Source organism: Terriglobia bacterium (genome assembly GCA_020072645.1).
Classification (GTDB): domain Bacteria; phylum Acidobacteriota; class Terriglobia; order Terriglobales; family Acidobacteriaceae; genus Angelobacter.
The window spans coordinates 175,207-191,969 of record JAIQGK010000004.1; the positions used below are offsets into that span (position 1 = coordinate 175,207).

General features: G+C 55.6%; 14 protein-coding genes. 5 read left to right on the top strand and 9 right to left on the bottom strand.

Annotated elements, in window-relative coordinates; translation table 11 throughout:
* Positions 1 to 13: 13 nt before the first annotated feature.
* The 6 genes from LAO76_07760 to LAO76_07785 all read right to left on the bottom strand — a co-directional run bounded on the left by LAO76_07760 (position 14) and on the right by LAO76_07785 (position 5,974).
* Entirely contained in the window at positions 14 to 1,375 is a 1,362-nt protein-coding gene (locus LAO76_07760; protein ID MBZ5490812.1) for a cytochrome ubiquinol oxidase subunit I, read from the bottom strand.
* 193 nt (positions 1,376 to 1,568) lie between these two features.
* Positions 1,569 to 2,615: a hypothetical protein gene (locus LAO76_07765; GenBank protein ID MBZ5490813.1), complete on the bottom strand. Its 1,047-nt coding sequence runs from the start codon at positions 2,613 to 2,615 to the stop codon at positions 1,569 to 1,571.
* Between the two features lie 77 nt (positions 2,616 to 2,692).
* Positions 2,693 to 3,418, bottom strand: a complete 726-nt coding sequence (locus LAO76_07770) for a sulfite exporter TauE/SafE family protein (GenBank protein ID MBZ5490814.1) — start codon at positions 3,416 to 3,418, stop codon at positions 2,693 to 2,695.
* Entirely contained in the window at positions 3,415 to 4,125 is a 711-nt protein-coding gene (locus LAO76_07775; protein ID MBZ5490815.1) for a hemerythrin domain-containing protein, read from the bottom strand. The genes LAO76_07770 and LAO76_07775 overlap by 4 nt, the downstream gene beginning before the upstream one ends.
* A gap of 11 nt (positions 4,126 to 4,136) precedes the next feature.
* The gene (locus LAO76_07780; protein ID MBZ5490816.1) at positions 4,137 to 5,378 is read right to left on the bottom strand and encodes a hypothetical protein; all 1,242 of its coding nucleotides are present in this window, start codon (positions 5,376 to 5,378) and stop codon (positions 4,137 to 4,139) included.
* Positions 5,379 to 5,605: 227 nt separating this feature from the next.
* Positions 5,606 to 5,974, bottom strand: coding sequence for a hypothetical protein (locus LAO76_07785; GenBank protein ID MBZ5490817.1), 369 nt, complete (start codon positions 5,972 to 5,974; stop codon positions 5,606 to 5,608).
* Between the two features lie 126 nt (positions 5,975 to 6,100).
* Between LAO76_07785 and LAO76_07790 the strand changes: the two genes are divergently transcribed.
* The 3 genes from LAO76_07790 (at position 6,101) to LAO76_07800 (ending at position 12,084) form a co-directional block, all read left to right on the top strand.
* Positions 6,101 to 7,429 carry a TolC family protein gene (locus tag LAO76_07790; protein ID MBZ5490818.1) on the top strand — a complete coding sequence of 443 codons (1,329 nt, stop codon included), beginning with the start codon at positions 6,101 to 6,103 and terminating at the stop codon, positions 7,427 to 7,429.
* Between the two features lie 63 nt (positions 7,430 to 7,492).
* Positions 7,493 to 8,911 (top strand): efflux RND transporter periplasmic adaptor subunit, encoded by a 1,419-nt coding sequence (locus LAO76_07795; protein ID MBZ5490819.1) that lies wholly within the window; start codon positions 7,493 to 7,495, stop codon positions 8,909 to 8,911.
* Between the two features lie 5 nt (positions 8,912 to 8,916).
* Entirely contained in the window at positions 8,917 to 12,084 is a 3,168-nt protein-coding gene (locus tag LAO76_07800; GenBank protein ID MBZ5490820.1) for an efflux RND transporter permease subunit, read from the top strand.
* A gap of 78 nt (positions 12,085 to 12,162) precedes the next feature.
* On the opposite strand, the gene LAO76_07805 is transcribed toward LAO76_07800, so the two are convergent.
* Both LAO76_07805 and LAO76_07810 read right to left on the bottom strand, forming a co-directional pair.
* A complete protein-coding gene (locus LAO76_07805; GenBank protein MBZ5490821.1) occupies positions 12,163 to 12,495 on the bottom strand; it encodes a hypothetical protein in 333 nt (110 codons plus the stop codon).
* A gap of 147 nt (positions 12,496 to 12,642) precedes the next feature.
* Positions 12,643 to 12,807 (bottom strand): hypothetical protein, encoded by a 165-nt coding sequence (locus tag LAO76_07810; GenBank protein MBZ5490822.1) that lies wholly within the window; start codon positions 12,805 to 12,807, stop codon positions 12,643 to 12,645.
* Between the two features lie 165 nt (positions 12,808 to 12,972).
* Here LAO76_07810 and LAO76_07815 point away from each other — a divergent pair, with 165 nt between their 5' ends.
* Both LAO76_07815 and LAO76_07820 read left to right on the top strand, forming a co-directional pair.
* Entirely contained in the window at positions 12,973 to 13,359 is a 387-nt protein-coding gene (locus LAO76_07815; GenBank protein ID MBZ5490823.1) for a hypothetical protein, read from the top strand.
* A gap of 211 nt (positions 13,360 to 13,570) precedes the next feature.
* Positions 13,571 to 15,793, top strand: coding sequence for a TonB-dependent receptor (locus LAO76_07820; protein ID MBZ5490824.1), 2,223 nt, complete (start codon positions 13,571 to 13,573; stop codon positions 15,791 to 15,793).
* On the opposite strand, the gene LAO76_07825 is transcribed toward LAO76_07820, so the two are convergent.
* Entirely contained in the window at positions 15,790 to 16,746 is a 957-nt protein-coding gene (locus tag LAO76_07825; protein ID MBZ5490825.1) for a hypothetical protein, read from the bottom strand. The two genes, LAO76_07820 and LAO76_07825, sit on opposite strands and share 4 nt — an antisense overlap.
* Positions 16,747 to 16,763 lie beyond the last annotated feature (17 nt).

Below are 16,763 nucleotides of genomic sequence, written 5' to 3' on the forward strand. Positions count from 1 at the left end.
GCGTCGATTTCTCCTAGGCTACCGTGTACGGATTGCCGGCATTCACATTTTCGGTGGTTGCGTCCGGGCCATGTGCAATTTCGCGATTGACAAGCACCAGAAACAGAATCGCCAGCACGGTGTAAATTCCCATGAAGCCGAGCAGCGTAAACAATCCGTTGCCGGCATGAACGTATTTCGAGTAGCCCTCGCTGGTGCGCATAAGTCCATAGACAAGCCAGGGCTGGCGACCAATTTCGGCGGTCATCCATCCGGCGGTGTTGGCGATATATGGCAGCGGCAGGCAGAGCATAATGATCCAGAGCAGCCAGCGCGATTCATACAATTTCTTGCGCCAAAGCAGGAACGCAGCCGCAGCCATTACTGCGATGAAGATTGTTCCGAGTCCGGCCATGATGTGATAGCTGTAATACAGCAGCGGAATATTCGTAGGCCATTGGTCTTTAGGAAATTCATTCAGGCCTTTGACTTCAGCCGTGCTGGTGCCGTAAATCAGGAAGCTCAGGACCTTGTTGACGACCAGCGGATTGTCAATGCGCTGATGCTCTTCGTCGGGCTGGCCCAGGATTACCATGGGCGCGCCATTTTCAGTCTTGAAGAGACCTTCCATCGCCGCTGTAGTTACTGGCTGGTTGCGCGCCATGTATTTTCCGTGAAGATCGCCCGTGGGGAAAATTTGCAGCGCGGAGAAAATCAATCCGGCAATTACTCCCACACGCACAAAGACGCGCGCATGATTGATAAATTTTCCTTCCAGCAGGTAATAAGCACCCACGCCGGCCATCACAAACGCTCCGGTAATTACGGCGCCGCTCATGTTGTGCGCATATTGCAGGATCGCCCACGGGTTCAGCAGCAGTCCCCAGAAACTGATTACCTGGAAGCTGCCGTCGGCCGCGCGCTGGAATGCCACGGGATGTTGCATCCATGCGTCGGTCACGATGATGAAGTAACCGGAGAGCCACGATCCAAAAAATACCAGAAAGGCAGCCCACCAATGGCCTTTAGGAGTGAGACGTTTTTCTCCGAACAGAAAAAGCCCAAGAAAGGCCGATTCAAGGAAGAAGGAGAACACGCCTTCCATCACGAGCGGCTGGCCGATCACGCCTCCGGTCACGCGCGCAAAGTGCGACCAGTTGGTGCCGAACTCAAATTCCATGGGAATCCCAGTGACGACGCCGAGAATGAAGTTGATGCCAAAGATTCTTGCCCAGAAACGCGCAGACTGATTGTAGATTTCATTGTGGGTACGCAGCGCCAGCGTTTTCAGCACCACAATCAAGAGCGCCAACCCCATGGTGAGCTGCGGAAACAGATAATGAAATGTTGCGGTAAAGGCGAAATGCAGCCGGTGAATCAGCAACGCACTATCCATTCATGCTCCCTTATTGGCATGGGCCTGCGTGCAGCTTGTGAGCGAACACACAATCGTATGGCGCGCTGCACGCACACGCAATGCCGTCTGCAAAAATTAAATAGGACCTGACAGCCGACGCTGTGATTTATCTCACACTGCCCCGCGCTGCACCTGTGTTCATCGATGGATACGTAATCCGGCGGTTTTGGATTCAGTGGCTGCCAGTTGGCTCATACACAATCATCCGTGCTACCGGTTTGCCATCCTCTTCTTGTTCCGGTGCGTACACGCGATGGGTCCGTTCATCTACGGCAAGGCTATGCACTTTGTGTTGCACACGAAAATCTTCCAGCTTGCGAAAATGATCAGGATCGTCTTCCTGAATAACCGAAATCGCCCCGCTGTAACAGGCCACATAAATGCGTTTGAGGCCGGGATCGTACTTGATTACGTCGCAGCCCTCGGCGATGGGCAGTGCGGTGACCACGCGGTGTTTGTCGAGATCGATCACCGCCATCAGATTGTTGTCTTCACAAACCAGGAACGCGCGACGGTGCTCGGCGTCCAGCGCCATGCCGTGATTGCCCTTGCATGGATGGACTTCATATGCCGGCGTTTTGACCTTGTCCGTTGCCGGATCAATCACGGTCATCGTGTCGAGTTCCTGCAGATTGACGTAAATGAGCTTGGCCACGGGATCGTACTGCGGCATTCCCGTTTCACTTTTGAAGTTCAGTGTGTTCACGATTTTGTCAGTCTGAACGTTCACCACAATTTCAGTCCGGGCGCGCTCATCAGAAACATAAAGTTTATGAAACGGTGGAGCGTAAGCGCTGCCATCCGGCTTTTCCTGTGCGGGAAGCTTGGCTATGACTTTGCCCTGGCGCAAATCAATCACGCCGATCTTTTTTTCATGCCAGTCTGACGTGTAGACCTTCTTTAGCTCTGGGACAAACTCCACGCCTTCAACACCCGGCACATCGGGGATTGTCTTCACTACTTTGTTCGTTTTGAGATCAATCACGTAAAGCAATCCTGCCCCAAGATGCGCGGAAAGAAGATAGTCATCGTCGTAATCGATTGTCAGATAGTCGAAGCGTTTTCCTGGAGGACCGGGCAGGTCAATGGTCGCGATTTGTTGCAGGGTAGTTTTAGAGGCGGGAGCAACCGCGGCGGCTGTAGGATGCAGCATCTTCGTCCCGAATAACGTGAGCCCCGCCAAGGCCACCAGAACTGCCATGAAAACTGTTCGTCTCATCGATTTCGTCCCCTACTATTCCATGTCCGCAGAAGCTATCCAGCTTATAGGATCGCCGACAGTGTGCGTCGCAGAACTTACTTCCCCACGCTGCTCAGCATGACAATTCCCAGGGCAAATATCAGTAACGAAACCAGCCGCCTGAAATAATTTTCAGGAATGCGTGCCAGAACCCGCCCTCCGGCCAACGTTCCAATGATGACGCCGGCTGCCATAATTGCGATTGAAGCTGCTAGTCTATGCACGGTTTCCGGGCTGGTAAAGAAGTAGATTGGCATGCGCGCTCCATCGACAATCAGCGCGATCGCCGTGGCCGTGGCGACAAAAGTCTTGGCTTCAAGATTGAATCCGAGCATGGCCGCGGAACGGACGCCGCCCTGGTTGCCGACGAGTCCGCCAAGCAATCCTGAGAGCGCGCCGCCAAGCCAGGCTATTTTTTTGCCAAAGCGCATTTTCTTTGAGAGTCCGGTGAGCCCCATGAATCCGGCAAACACCAAGAGTCCACCAAGAATGTAAGCCAGAGCAGGACTGCTGAAGCGCGAGCCCAGCCATGCGCCCAGCAAACCGCCACCAGCACTGGCAATGCCAAAATTCTTGAGCAGATGGCGGTCGATCTTGTGGCGCAAGTTCCAGAAGCGAATGCTGGTGGCCAGCAGGTGCGGTATCGACACCGCGACCACCGCTTCCTTGGTCCCCACACTCAAGGCGAGCAGCGGCGTCAGCACACTGCCGATACCGAAGCCGGACAGCGCAGCAATCGCGCCACCCAGAATCGCCGCAACAAAGAGCAGTGCCGCTGTCATTTAGCCGGTGGGAGCGACGGCGTGAACTGGGCAATATCGTAGATGCCGAATTGTTTTTCCAGTTCGGTTACCTTGTCCACAGCCATATCAAAGCCGTCGCCGCCAAAGGTCTTGCGCTCAATGCCCTCAAACTGCTCGCCCATGGCGTCATACTCATGTTTGCTCACCACTTTGTGCAACGCCGGGAAGAGCACTGTATCTTCACGCGCCTCATGTGGCCGATACATGCGGTTGAAGGCAGCCAGCGACGTGCGAAGCGTCTCGTTGTCATTGCCCTTTGCCGCGGCCATGATTCTTTCCGTCACACGCCGTCCCATAGCGTGCTGCGCCCGCAGGTTTGTGGTCAACTCAATCAATTTGCCCGCCTGTTCAAAGCGGGGAAAAATATGATCTTCTTCCAGCTTCTCGTGGTAATCCTCAATAAAGCTCTTGATGATGCCGGCCGCGTTGGTCACAACAGCTGGGTCGAATTTTTCATTGGCTTGTATGCGGCGGAGAGCTTCGTCGTAAATCAGCAGAACGCGATTGAGCACTCCATGCTCGCGCATCAGGTCTTCGTTGGTGGAAACGTCTTCGTCTGCTTCCTCTTTTTTCTTAGCGGCTTTTTTGGGAGCTTTCTGTTGAGCCAGCGCTGAAAGCGGCACTAACAGGGAAGATCCGGCTACAGTGGAAGTTCCAATCAGAAAATCGCGGCGTGATGTTTTCATTGTTCGGGTCCTCAATGAGGATGCGCGTTGCCTTTGGGGCGCACCCGCATAAACAATATAACTCCCACGGGATGCTGCCCGTAAATGGGTGTAAGAAAATCAGGCTTGCCATAGAACGTTACCTGAGCGCCCAGTGCGGTTGAAAGGCCTGGAATGAGCGGGAAGTCGTGGTCGTATCCCGCGGTGTACGCCTGGATTCGAGCAAGAAACTGTTCGTCGAATCCCGGCGGTTCAGCCTGCTTGCCCAGCAGCAACTCGCTGCTGCGGTCCGCGCTTTCGATTCGTGTCCACACATGGTTGCGCTCTGCGAATTGCAAAGTAGATTCCGCCAGGTATCCGTTGGCGATCTGCCCACTCTGCAACACGCGATTACGGCCCCACAACAGCGTGGAAGCCCATCTGCCTTTGGTGAATGGACGGTTATAGCTTATTGAGGCGGTCATGCGTTGAACATCGTCTTCCGGATGTAATTGCTCTGGACTAGTGAGATGCGCAAAGGAATATTGCGCACTCCAGTTCTGGCCCGGCTGTACGGTAAGGCGGCTCGACCATGAGTCGATTGCGCCAGAATCTATGTCCCAGCGAAACTCGTCCGGCTCGCGACCATGAAAGCCTGAAAACTCAATGCGGGCCATTTTAAAAGCGAGGCCACCGGTGACCACGTCATCCGCAATGTGCGTGGAGTCCTGAAGGTGGTGGCCGAGCGTGGCCACGGGGTCCTCTGAAGCTGAGGCGCGATGCGCGTAAGCGCTTGGCCCCATTGCTGGATCGCCCACGGGCGCTGCATACAACGATAGCAGCGCATTTTCGCCGAGCCGCAAATCGTACAGCGCGGCCAGCTCCATGATGAAGTCATGCGGATGCTGGCCGTCATTAATCGGCTTGCCGAACGCTGTCTCGCCTTGCTGGAAAAGAAGCGGATAGAAGCGCTGCGTCACTGTGGCGGGTTCCAGGCTGAGCATGGTTCGTAATGTGAGTTCACCCCGGCCAATCTGGCGCTGTGCCATGGGCATGAACCAGCCGGTGGAAAAAATTTTGTCATAGCCGCGCGCCCCGCTTTGCTGCAATGCGCTCAGGAATGCCGCGCCATGAAACATGAACATCCATTTGCCGTGAACGCGCATGATCATAGGCCCGTCGGTCGAGTTGGGCTGCGCGGACGTGCCTGCCGTGTCGTGAAGCAGGATTTCGTTAATGAACGTCATCGGCTGCTCGTGCGTCGAACTATGTTGCATGCCCGGCATATCTTGCATGGTCTCATCCAGAGCCGGGGTTGGACTCGCGCTGTGTTGATGTGGCGATGATGGCGTGTTCTGACCGAAGACCATAGCCGAAAACAGAAGAAACAAAATAATTAGGACAGATAAAGGCGAACGCTTCATTTCGATCCTTGCCGCTCTGCTTGAGCCCCTGTAAAAAGTGACAGCTGACCTGAAAGTTACAAATGGATATACCAAGGGGAAGATAGAGAAACCAAGAATCAGATGCGAAGCACCAGCGGTTTGTGAGGCGGTGAAAAAGAGGCAGGGAAATCGGTAGAGAAAGTCGGGAAAGAGCGCGACGCTGCAGTCAGGTCCAAAAAGTTTCCGTTCAGGGCGAGCGGCGCAGGCGTAACCGCTGCGCTCAAAAGCGCGTCAGGAAAATGATTGCCGCTGCAGCAGACGTGGCTGGGAGAGGGAGCATGTGGAGTCGGCGGCACGGATTCATGACATCCCCCGCCATGCTGTTCAGACTGTGTGGATGTGAGTGGTTGAATGCCAGGCGTGCAGGCTGCTTGCAGTGCAAGGCAGGTTATCGCCGTGAATGCGGCAACTCTCGCCATCGCGCGAAACATCGAACTAAAACCCATGTGCAGCTCTCAAAGCCATGCCTTGAATCTTGATTCTACTTCATGGAGACGTCTGCCGCCTGGGTAGCCGTTCTATGTTGGGTTTTCGAAAAACGTATACTGTTGGCGCTAGCAGGAGGGGTCACCTTGTCCATCGCGAAATCTATCACGCGCATAGCGCTTTTTGTTGCGATGCTCTTCACGATCGTTCGAGTCTCTGCGCAAGAAGCGCAACCAGCCAGTTCCACGCAGGCGCCGCTAACGCTCACGCTGCAAGACGCTTTAAATCGTGCACGAGCCAACAGCGTCGCGTTCCAGGCCGCGCTTACCGATCAGGGAATCGCGCATGAGGACAAGGTGCAGGCTCGCGCCGGAGTGCTGCCCAGCGTGAACTATAACAATGAGTTTATTTACACACAGCCCAACGGCACTCCCTCGGGTGTATTCATTGCCAACAACACAGTGCATGAGTATTTAAGCCAGGGGAACGTTCATCAAGCACTGGGATACAGCAACTACGCCGACTACCGGCGTGCACGGGCGCTGGAGGCGGTGGCGCGGGCCAAGGCTGAGGTCGCCAAGCGCGGGCTGGTGGTGGCCGTGGTGCAGGGCTATTACGGGCTCATCGCATCGCAGCGCAAATACGCCAACGTGCAGCAGGCCGCGTCGGAAGCGCAGCAGTTTCTTAGCCTGAGCCAGAAGCTGGAAAACGGCGGTGAAGTTGCCCACGCTGACGTGATCAAGGCCCAGATTCAGTTTAATGATCGCCAGCGCGACCTACGCGAAGCGCAGCTTGCCATGGACAAAAGCAGACTGGACCTGGCCGTGCTCCTGTTTCCTGACTTCAACCTGAATTTCACCGTGGTCGATGACGCCCAGCTTGCTCCCCCGCTCATAAGCTTTGACGAGTTTGTGAAGGTGGCGCAGAACCGCAACCCGGATGTTCGCGCCTCGACCGCTGGCTTTCAGGCGGCAAAGTTTGAGGTAGCGTCCGCACAGAGCGCATACTTTCCCACGCTCACGCTTGACTATTTTTACGGCATTGATGCGGCGCACTTCGCCGCGCACGAACCCGACGGAACACGCAACCTGGGCTATGCTGTGGCGGCCACGTTGAACATTCCTATCTGGAATTGGGGCGCGACGCACAGCAAAGTGGTGCAAGCTAACTTGAGACGCAAGCAGGCCCAGCGCGAACTCACCATGGCGCAGCGCAAACTTCAGGCGGACATGCGGGAGTTGTATGCCGAAGCCGAGGCGGCGCACGCCGAACTGGAATTGCTGAAGAGCTCAGCTGACCTGGCAGCGGAAAGCCTGCGGCTGACCATTCTGCGCTATCAGGGCGGGGAATCGACGGTGCTGGAAGTGGTGGACGCGCAAAATACGCTCACACAGGCCCGCAATGCTTTCAGCGATGGCGAGGTCCGTGCGCGCACGGCCGTGGCGAACCTGCAAACGCTAACAGGTACAATGTGAGTGTCAGGCTCTATGAACAATAAGCGTAACGCTGGCCGCGTTGTCTCGCTCGTCGCACTGGCGATGGCATTTTCTTTTGTCACTATAGGCTGCGGTAAAGGTGAAAAAGAAGAAGCGCCCGAGGTCAGCGTGCAAGCCACGCCGGCCGCCACCGCCGATATTTCTCGCGTGGTGAACACTGAAGGCATCATCTTTCCTGTGGCCCAATCGGCAATCACCCCAAAGATAAGCGCGCCGGTAAAAAAGTTCTACGTCGTCCGTGGACAGAAAGTAAAACAGGGGCAGTTGCTGGCAACGCTTGAAAATCGCGATCTCTCCGCCGCCGCGCTCGACAACAAAGGTGCCTATGAGCAGGCTGAAGCCGCATATAGCACCAGCCTCGGCGCGACTCTGCCGGAAGAGAACGCAAAAGCGGAGCTGGATGTGCAGACGGCGCAGCAGGAACTGGACGCACAGCAGAAGCTCTATAACAGCCGCCAGGACCTCTTTAAGCAGGGCGCGCTGCCGCGCAAAGATCTTGATGCTGCCGCGGTGTCACTGGCGCAGGCCAAGAGCGCATACAACATTGCCAAGAAACATTTGGATGGTTTGAACGCGGTCGGCAAGCAAGGCGCAATCAAGACGGCCAATGGACAGCTCACGTCGGCAAAAGGAAAGCTGCTGAACTCTGAAGCGCAGCTCAGCTATTCTGAAGTGCGCAGCCCGATTGCGGGATTCATCACTGACCGTCCGCTTTACCCCGGAGAAATGGCGTCAACCGCCGCGCCACTGCTCACCGTGATGGACATTTCCCAGATCATTGCCAAAGCACACATTCCACAGAGTGACGCGCTTCAACTCCACAAAGGCGACGCTGCCACGATTTCATTGGCCGGACTGGACAAGGCGATCAGCGGCAAGGTGTCTCTCATTAGTCCAGCGCTCGATCCCAACAGCACCACGGTTGAAGTGTGGGTGCAGGCGCCGAATCCGGACCAGCTTTTGCGTCCCGGCACCACGGCCCAGATTGCCATTACCGCGCAAACGGTCAAGGACGCATTGGTAGTGCCCGCAGCCGCACTGCTCAATGCCAAAGGTGACGCAGCCCAGGTGATGGTGGTGGACTCGCAAAGCCAGGCCAGCAGCCGCGACGTCAAGACCGGAATCGCAACAGGCCAGCAGGTGCAGATTGTCTCCGGTCTCAAGCCTGGAGAAGTGGTGGTGACGGAAGGAGCGTACGGCCTGCCCGACAAGACGAAAGTCAAAATCGAAAAGCCGGAAACGGAAGCCGCCGGCGAAGACGCCAAGGACAAAGACAAAGATAAAGATGACGACGAAAAATCAGGCAAGGCTGGCGACGATGCGGCCAAACTTGACGAGAATAAAGGCGGGAAAAATAAATCATCGGCGGGCGATCAAGCGAAAGACAAGCCTGATGCCAGCAGCAAGAAAGCCGCGCAACCTAAGGCCAATGGCAAGAAAGGCAGCGGCTCAAAGGACTAGCCCAGATGGCGGATGAACCCAAAGTCACGAACCATATTGACGTGAAGGGCATCGCGGCACGCCGCCACTGGCTGGCCCAGAACTCCGCTACGATAATCTTCCTCATTATCGTGATCGCACTGGTCGGCGGCTATCAGGCGCTGAATATTCCTATCGCGGTTTTTCCTTCTACAGATTTTCCTCGCATCGTGATTGGCATTGATAACGGCGTAATGCCAATTGATCAAATGATGGTTACCATCACGCGACCAGTTGAGCAGGCCGTAAACAGCGTGCAGGGCCTGGAGATGGTGCGTTCCATCACCAGCCGCGGCTCTGCGGAAGTGGACTTGTTCTTTAACTGGCAAGTTGACATGTTTAAGACGCTCCAGTTGGTTGATTCGGCGCTGTCCAAAATCGCAACCGAGTTGCCGCCAACGGCAAAGGTTGAAAGCCATCGGCTGACGTTCGCTTCATTCCCCATTCTTGGCTACAGCCTCACGTCGGATTCAGTCCCGCAAAATCGGCTCTGGGAAATGGCGACCTATGATATTGCTCCGCGGCTGAATCGAATGACGGGCGTCGCGACCGTGATTGTGCAAGGCGGGCAGGAACCGGAGTTTCAGATCACTCCCAGCCCGGCACGTTTGCTGGCGACATCCGTGACGGTAACGGACATCCTGAATGCGGTAAAAGCCACGAACCTTGTGGACTCTCCCGGGCTGTTCGAACGCAACCATCAACTGATGCTCGGCCTGGTGAGCGGACAAGCGCGCAACGCTGACGATCTGGCAAATACCGTCATCAAGAACACACCTGCGGGACTTCCGGTGCGCATCGGCGATGTGGCCACGGTCCAGCAGTCGGTCAAGCCGATTTATACGATTGTGCGTGCCGACGGAAAACCTGCGGTGCTGCTGAACATCAATCGTCAGCCGGACAGCAATACGGTTGCGGTGGCCAATGAAGTGCATGACGAGATTGCGAGCATTCGCAAGACGCTGCCTCCGGGAATCCGGCTCACGCCTTTTTATGACCAATCGGGCATTGTGCGCGATTCCATCAAAAGCGTGCGCGACGCCATCCTGATGGGACTGATCCTTTCTGCGATTGTGCTGGTCGTATTCCTGCGCGATTGGGGAAGCTCGATAGTGGCCGGGCTGGTGATTCCAGTTACGATTTTTGTCACCTTTCTGGCGCTTAAGCTTCTGGGTGAAAGTTTTAACCTGATGACGCTGGGCGGACTTGCCGCCGCCGTGGGACTGGTGATCGACGATGCGATAGTCGTGGTGGAAAACATTGTGCTGCATCGCGACGCCGGCGAAGGCAAGATTGAAGCCATGCAGAGCGCGCTTTCTGAAATCACCGTTCCGCTGATCGGTTCCACGCTCACTCCCATTGTTGTATTCCTTCCGCTGATTTCCATGACGGGCGTAAATGGAACGTTCTTCCGTGCCTTGGCCGTGACCATGTGTGCCGCGCTGTTGACGTCGCTCATTCTGGCGCTTACATGGACACCAACACTGAGCCTTTTTCTGCTGCGACGCAAGGAATCTGAAAGCGCAAATGTGGCGTCCAACGGTGACGTGGACTCTGAAATTCGCAAGCTCATGGCTGCTGAAGAGTCCTCCATGAAAGGTTTCTTCGGCCGGATTATCGAGTTTTACGAACGCTGGTTGCGTCGCGCGCTGGAGCATCCACGGACATTGCTCGCGGGCGCGGCCGTGCTCGTACTGGTCTCATTTGGAGCTTTTTATTTCCTAGGCTCGGACCTGCTTCCGGAAATGGACGAAGGCGGCTTCATCCTTGACTACCTGACGCCGCCGGGCAGTTCATTGCAGGAGACTGACCGCATTGTGGGCCATTTGGAAAAGATGTTGCAAGAAACACCAGAGGTGGAAAGCACATCTCGCCGCACAGGATTGCAGCTTGGCCTGGCAGCCGTGACGGAAGCAAACCGCGGCGACCTCACGGTAAAGTTGAAAGCGAATCGCAAGCGGGCAACCGACGACGTTATTGCTGACCTGCGCGAGCAAGTCAAGCGGGAGGAACCTGCGGTAGATGTAGATTTCCCCTTGATCCTGCAAGACATGATCGGCGATTTAACGGGTGAGCCCGAGCCGGTAGTGATCAAGCTGTTCTCAGAAGACCCAAAGCTGCTGGAACAGCAGGCGCCGCGCGTTGCGGACGCAATCGAAAAGATCAAGGGCGTGGTCGATCTGAAGAACGGGATTGAGAACACCATGAGCGGCCCTGCGGCGGAGTTCCGCGTGAACACCACGGTCGCGGCCAAAGCCGGATTTACCGCGGAAGAAGTCTCCACCGATGCTGAAGCGGTATTACAAGGCGTCACGGGAGCAAATCCTGTAGTCGCCAACAACCGCGCGTATAACGTCCGTGTGCGCTTTCCGGAGCAGAACCGGAGTTCCCTGGAAGCCATGAGCAACACGCTGCTGGTGAGTTCCGCTGGCAGGACGGCCACACTGGGTTCTCTGGCGCAGATGAGCGAGCTTCCGGGACAAACCGAGATCAATCGCGAAAACCTGCAGCGTATGGTGGAGGTCACGGCGCGTCTTGAGAATATGAGCCTGGGCAAGGGAATGGAAAAAGTGCGGAAGGTGGTGGAGGGATTGCATCTGCCTTCCGGCATTCGCGTGGCTTATGGCGGCAAGTATGCGCAGCAGCAGAAAGATTTTCATGACATGGCCATGGTGCTGTTGCTGGCCATCATTCTGGTATTCACCGTGCTCTTGTTTGAATTCCGCAACTTTTCCGCGCCGGTGGCGATCCTGAGTTCTGCGTTGCTCTCGATCTCCGGTGTGTTTCTAGCGTTGCTGGTTACGGGCAAGACCGTGAATCTGGCATCACTGATGGGGATGATCATGGTGATTGGCATTGTGGCCAAGAATGGAATTTTGCTGCTGGATGCGAACCAGAAATTCGCCCACGCCAACTTTGAGCCGGAAGAAGCAATGGTGCAGGCTGGCCGCCGCCGTTTGCGTCCTATCTTTATGACTGCCCTGGCAACCATGGCGGGCATGTTGCCGCTGGCATTTGCGCTGGGCGCTGGATCAGAAATGCTGCAGCCGCTGGCAATTGCCGTGATCGGCGGAATTTTAGTCTCAATGGTGCTCTCTTTGATTGTTACGCCCGCTGTTTATTTCTACCTGGGAAAGATCCGCTCGCGCGCCTAATGCACTACTCTTTTGTTGTAACCAATACAGATCAGGATCCTCAATATTGATGTGCAGTGGAGATGCTGCTGCCAGCGTTTAAAGACTTTGATTCAATAGATCGCGCATCTGGGCGTAGCCGGAATCATTGGGATGTATGCCGTCCACTGTATAGCCGGATTGTTGGTAGAACAAGCCGGAGAAATCAACTACGGTCACTCGAGGCATTAGGCCGATGCTGTTATTCAACGGAGTGCGCCACAGATCATAGAAAGTGACAGGCGCCTTGCCCGAAGGCTCCATCCAGGGAGCGGGGTGCGCGGGATCGTAGGGATATATGGTACAGATAATTACTTTGATGCCTTTTGCGCCGGCCATGGCCGCCATACTTTGCAGGTCATCCACGGGATTGCCAAAATTATTCTGAAGCATATTGTTCCATGCAGCCATGATCACAATGGTCTTGGGTGGCGTGACCTGAACACAACTGAGAGGGAAGGTAGAGTCGCCATCAAGGCCGTGACAGACCTTGTTGCCTGAGAGGACATCTGGAAGCAGCGCCTTGAGCTGGTCCGTCCGTTAGCCGAACATGCCGCCATTCACATACTGCTTGCCGGGGAAATAAGTGGCCAGGTCCCAGGCGCCAAAGATGGAGTCACCAAAGAAAATCACGGAGGGCTGGGGTGGCTGAGGAGGGTGATTGGCCCCGCCGCACCCAGATAAGAGCAAGAGCAGGGCAAGCATCGCGATTTTCATTCCACAGGGTAAACCAGAATTGCTGAAAACGGGAGAGCAAAATAGTGTTGCGTCTGTAGTGTTGAAGATTAAAAGTTTTAATGTGGCAAACCCCGTTAGTAACTTTGAATCCCATTGCTTTCAAGGTAAAAATGAAGGAATATTGATAAGAAAATGCGGCGTTTACTATCCATCACGGTGATTCTTGCTTTGTTTTCGTCCATGCTCTCGCCGGTTCTGGCGGCGGCATGTACCGGAACAGGCAAGGCGGTTTCATGTCACGCGATGGTAATGGACCATTGTGATCGCCCGATGCACCAGCATCACCACCATGATGCGGCGGCGCCAGAGTCGAAGACGCATTTCTCCGCAGCGCCCGATGATGCCAAGTGTCCCATGGATTGCTGCACTCCGGGACACCTGCGGAGCGGCGCAACAGTTTCCACGAATCCCAATCTCCCCCCACCTGCAGTGAGCGATAGCAAAATACAGTTTGTTGCGGTTGTGTTCACTGTTGCCGGCTTTTCTTCGCATACTGATCGCGGTCCTCCCCTCATCTAAGGCACAGCCCAAAGCAGAGAATTCATAGCTGAGCTAGTTCTCGGCCTGTTTGCGTATTTATCTCTGCCTCCAAGCTTGGTCTAAAAGCGCGGCCATTGTTCCGGCTGTGTTGCAAACTCCTTTGCAGACTTTCTGCCCAGGTAGTGAAGCCGGTTTGCTGTTGGCAAGGAAAAAACCTGGAACCTGACTGCGGTTCCTCCGGGGAATCAAGATGTCAAAACGATATATTGCGATCATAAGTTTGCTGGCGCTGCTGGCATGTTTGCCGGCTTCAGCTTCAGTGTTTGGGACCATCAAAGCCATTGTTCACGATCCGCAACACCGGCCTGTGCAGGGCGCCCAGGTTGAAGCGAAGAGCCGCACGTCGGACTTTAAAACTTCCGGCACCACGAATGAAGAAGGCATGGCGCTTCTTTCTAACGTTCCGATCGGCGAATATGACGTGGCGGTGGTCTCGCATGGATTCAGTGGCGCGCAGCAGTCTGTAACGGTGAGTTCCGGCAATGTCCAGGAAATGCATTTTGCGCTGGCACTGGCGCAGCACCAGGAGACGGTGGAAGTTTCCGGAGCGCCGGAAACGGTGGACCCTTCTTCGCCGGTGCCGCAGACGCTGGTCAACCGGACTGATATTGCCCAGACGCCGGGCGCTGATCGCACCAACTCCATGGCCATGATCACGGACTATGTTCCCGGGGCCGTGATGGTGCATGACCAGTTGCATGTGCGCGGCGGGCATCAAGTGACGTGGGAGATTGACGGCGTACCTGTTCCGAACACCAATATTGCCACCAATGTGGGACCGCAGTTTGATCCAAAAGATGTGGATTACATGGAAGTGCAGCGGGGCAGTTTTTCGGCTGAAGCCGGTGATCGCACTTATGGCGTATTCAATGTGGTTCCGCGAACTGGCTTTGAGCGTTCACGCCAGGGGGAGCTTGTGGCCAGCTATGGCAACTTCAACTCCTCTGACGACCAGTTGAGTTTTGGCGACCATAATGATCGCTCCGCGTATTATGTGAGCCTGGATGGCAATCGCACGGACCATGGACTGGAAACGCCAACTACGGACAACCTGCATAACCAGGCCGATGGCGGCGGCGCGTTTACTTCACTGATCCTGAACGCAACACCCACGGACCAGCTTCGCTTTGTAGGTTCGGCACGCACTGATTTTTTTCAGGTACCGAATGATGCTGACCTGCAAGCTGCCGGCGTTCGTGACCGCGAACGCGAGCAGGACATCTTTGGGAACCTTTCCTGGATACACACTTTTGGGCCGGGAGTGTTGTTGACGGTCGCGCCTTCCTACCACTTCAACCGCGCGGCGTTTGAGGGCCTTGGGGCCGCCGACCAGCGGCTGGTAACAACAGACAATCGTGCATCGTCTTATCTGGGCGGACAGGGTTCACTGAACGTCGTTAAGGGCCGGCACAATGCCAGTATTGGATTTTATGGGTTTGCGCAACATGACAACACGCTGTTTGGCCTGACCGGCACCAATGATGTGGGCGATCTCGTTGATGCCCATCCGCCTCGGCAAAAAGTCAGCGGTGACCTTGAAGCGTTCTGGATTCAGGACCAGTACAAAGCGTCCTCATGGCTGTCATTGACAGCGGGTGTGCGCTTTACGCGCTTTGCCGGGCTAGTAACGGAAACAGTGGGCAGTCCGCGCCTGGGAGTGGCCATCCAGGTCCCGCATCTGCAGTGGATTTTGCGGGCCTCTTATAGCCGCTACTATCAGGCGCCTCCGCTCGATACGATCTCGCCAGATATCCTTGGTGTCTCTCCTGATCAGGGATTTCTGCCGCTGCGCGGCGAGCGCGACGAGCAGCGCGATATTGGGTTGACGATTCCGGTGAAGGGCTGGGTGCTTGAATTTGACCAGTTCCGCACCGGAGCGCACAACTTTTTTGACCATGACGCTCTGGGAAATTCAAACTTGTTCATTCCACTTACTATCGAAGGCGTCCGCATTGTGGGTTATGAAGCTACGGTGCGTTCACCCAAGTTATTCAAGAAGATTGATCTGCATCTGGCTTATTCCCATCAGTCCGTGGAAGGCTCGGGCGGAGTCACCGGGGGACTCACGGATTTTGCTCCGCCTGCGGCAGGTTTCTTCTATCTTGACCATGATCAGCGCCAGACATTGAGCACAGGAGTCACTGCCGTGCTGCCGCATAAAAGCTGGCTTTCCGGCAACGTGAGCGCGGGTTCAGGATTCCTGGATGGCGATGGCCCTGGACATCTGCCGGCCTATGCGACGGTCGATTTGTCGGTGGGACATTCCTTCGGTGAGAACTGGTCAGCCAAGCTGACGGCGACGAACCTGGCGGACAACCGCTATTTCATCGACCACAGCAACAGTTTTGGGGGATCGCACGTAAGCGACCCAAGGGCGGTGAGCGTGCAACTGCGGTACAGGTTTCATTACTAGCGGCTGGCGGTTGCGGTCGACGGCGGAGCGGTAATGGCTTTGCGGATATTTGATTCCGGCGCTTGATCGTTGAATGCAACGGAACCGTCTTTCATCTGAATGCCAAGCTTGGTCCAAAGCTGGTCCAGATCCACGGGAGCGGGCTTGTCGCGCATGCTTTGGTAGAGGTCACGTAGAACGGTTGTGCCGGTAGCTTTGTCGCCCATGGCCAGCGTTTTCTGAATGTCCCAGTCTTCGTTGATGTTTCCGCCACCCCGGTTAATGCCGCGCAAAGCGTCTTCCAGGCCTTTATGGTTTTTTGTGTGCTCGTGGATGCGCACATCAGCCAGCAGACAGAAGATCGCGCCGCCCCAGTATGTGCGTCCCCATGTGTGCGTGTTGTCCAAGCCATGGTCGTCCGGTCCCGGTTCGCCCTTGGGCATGTCGCGGACAAACGTTCCCCAGACTTCTTGCACCTGCATGCCGCCCTCTCGTGCGCGGGCCACCGGCTCAACGTAAGTGGAGATGCCTTCTTCAATCCAGTGCTGGTCGTCCTCCATGTTGGGAAAAGCAAGATGGATCATTTCATGGACCAGTACCCAATCATCTTTGGTGGCTGCGATATCGGCATCGCGGCCAACACTGATGAAAATCAGCCCGCCATCCCGGGGGTAAGTGACTCCGTGGCGTATGCCAGCACCGTTTGTGCTGCGCAGTTTTAATGTGAGATGCGGAACAGGGAAGTGGCCGTAGTAGTCGGCGACCGTGGAAGCAGAGTTTTTTACCCAGCCCAGCAGCTCGTCATGTGAGAGCTTCATTGGGCCATCAGGCAACGTCACGTCGATGACGGCGCCGGAGACGTTCAACGTTGCCGCATCGGCGTTGTTTTCTTGTGCAGGAAAGGTCTTCAGCGGGAGCGCCAGAAAAGCGACCGCAACTGTCAGGAAAGCGAGGCTGAGACGGCGAAATCGCATAGGTGACAGACTACCAT

Bases quoted from the DNA above. Each gene is read 5' to 3' on its own strand.
- LAO76_07775 (MBZ5490815.1), bottom strand. From the start codon at position 4,125: ATGAAAACATCACGCCGCGATTTTCTGATTGGAACTTCCACTGTAGCC.
- LAO76_07765 (MBZ5490813.1), bottom strand. From the start codon at position 2,615: ATGAGACGAACAGTTTTCATGGCAGTTCTGGTGGCCTTGGCGGGGCTC.
- LAO76_07815 (MBZ5490823.1), top strand. From the start codon at position 12,973: ATGCGGCGTTTACTATCCATCACGGTGATTCTTGCTTTGTTTTCGTCC.
- LAO76_07780 (MBZ5490816.1), bottom strand. From the start codon at position 5,378: ATGCAAGATATGCCGGGCATGCAACATAGTTCGACGCACGAGCAGCCG.
- LAO76_07820 (MBZ5490824.1), top strand. From the start codon at position 13,571: ATGTCAAAACGATATATTGCGATCATAAGTTTGCTGGCGCTGCTGGCA.
- LAO76_07770 (MBZ5490814.1), bottom strand. From the start codon at position 3,418: ATGACAGCGGCACTGCTCTTTGTTGCGGCGATTCTGGGTGGCGCGATT.
- LAO76_07785 (MBZ5490817.1), bottom strand. From the start codon at position 5,974: ATGGGTTTTAGTTCGATGTTTCGCGCGATGGCGAGAGTTGCCGCATTC.
- LAO76_07795 (MBZ5490819.1), top strand. From the start codon at position 7,493: ATGGCATTTTCTTTTGTCACTATAGGCTGCGGTAAAGGTGAAAAAGAA.
- LAO76_07810 (MBZ5490822.1), bottom strand. From the start codon at position 12,807: ATGCTTGCCCTGCTCTTGCTCTTATCTGGGTGCGGCGGGGCCAATCAC.
- LAO76_07760 (MBZ5490812.1), bottom strand. From the start codon at position 1,375: ATGGATAGTGCGTTGCTGATTCACCGGCTGCATTTCGCCTTTACCGCA.
- LAO76_07800 (MBZ5490820.1), top strand. From the start codon at position 8,917: ATGGCGGATGAACCCAAAGTCACGAACCATATTGACGTGAAGGGCATC.
- LAO76_07825 (MBZ5490825.1), bottom strand. From the start codon at position 16,746: ATGCGATTTCGCCGTCTCAGCCTCGCTTTCCTGACAGTTGCGGTCGCT.
- LAO76_07805 (MBZ5490821.1), bottom strand. From the start codon at position 12,495: ATGCTTCAGAATAATTTTGGCAATCCCGTGGATGACCTGCAAAGTATG.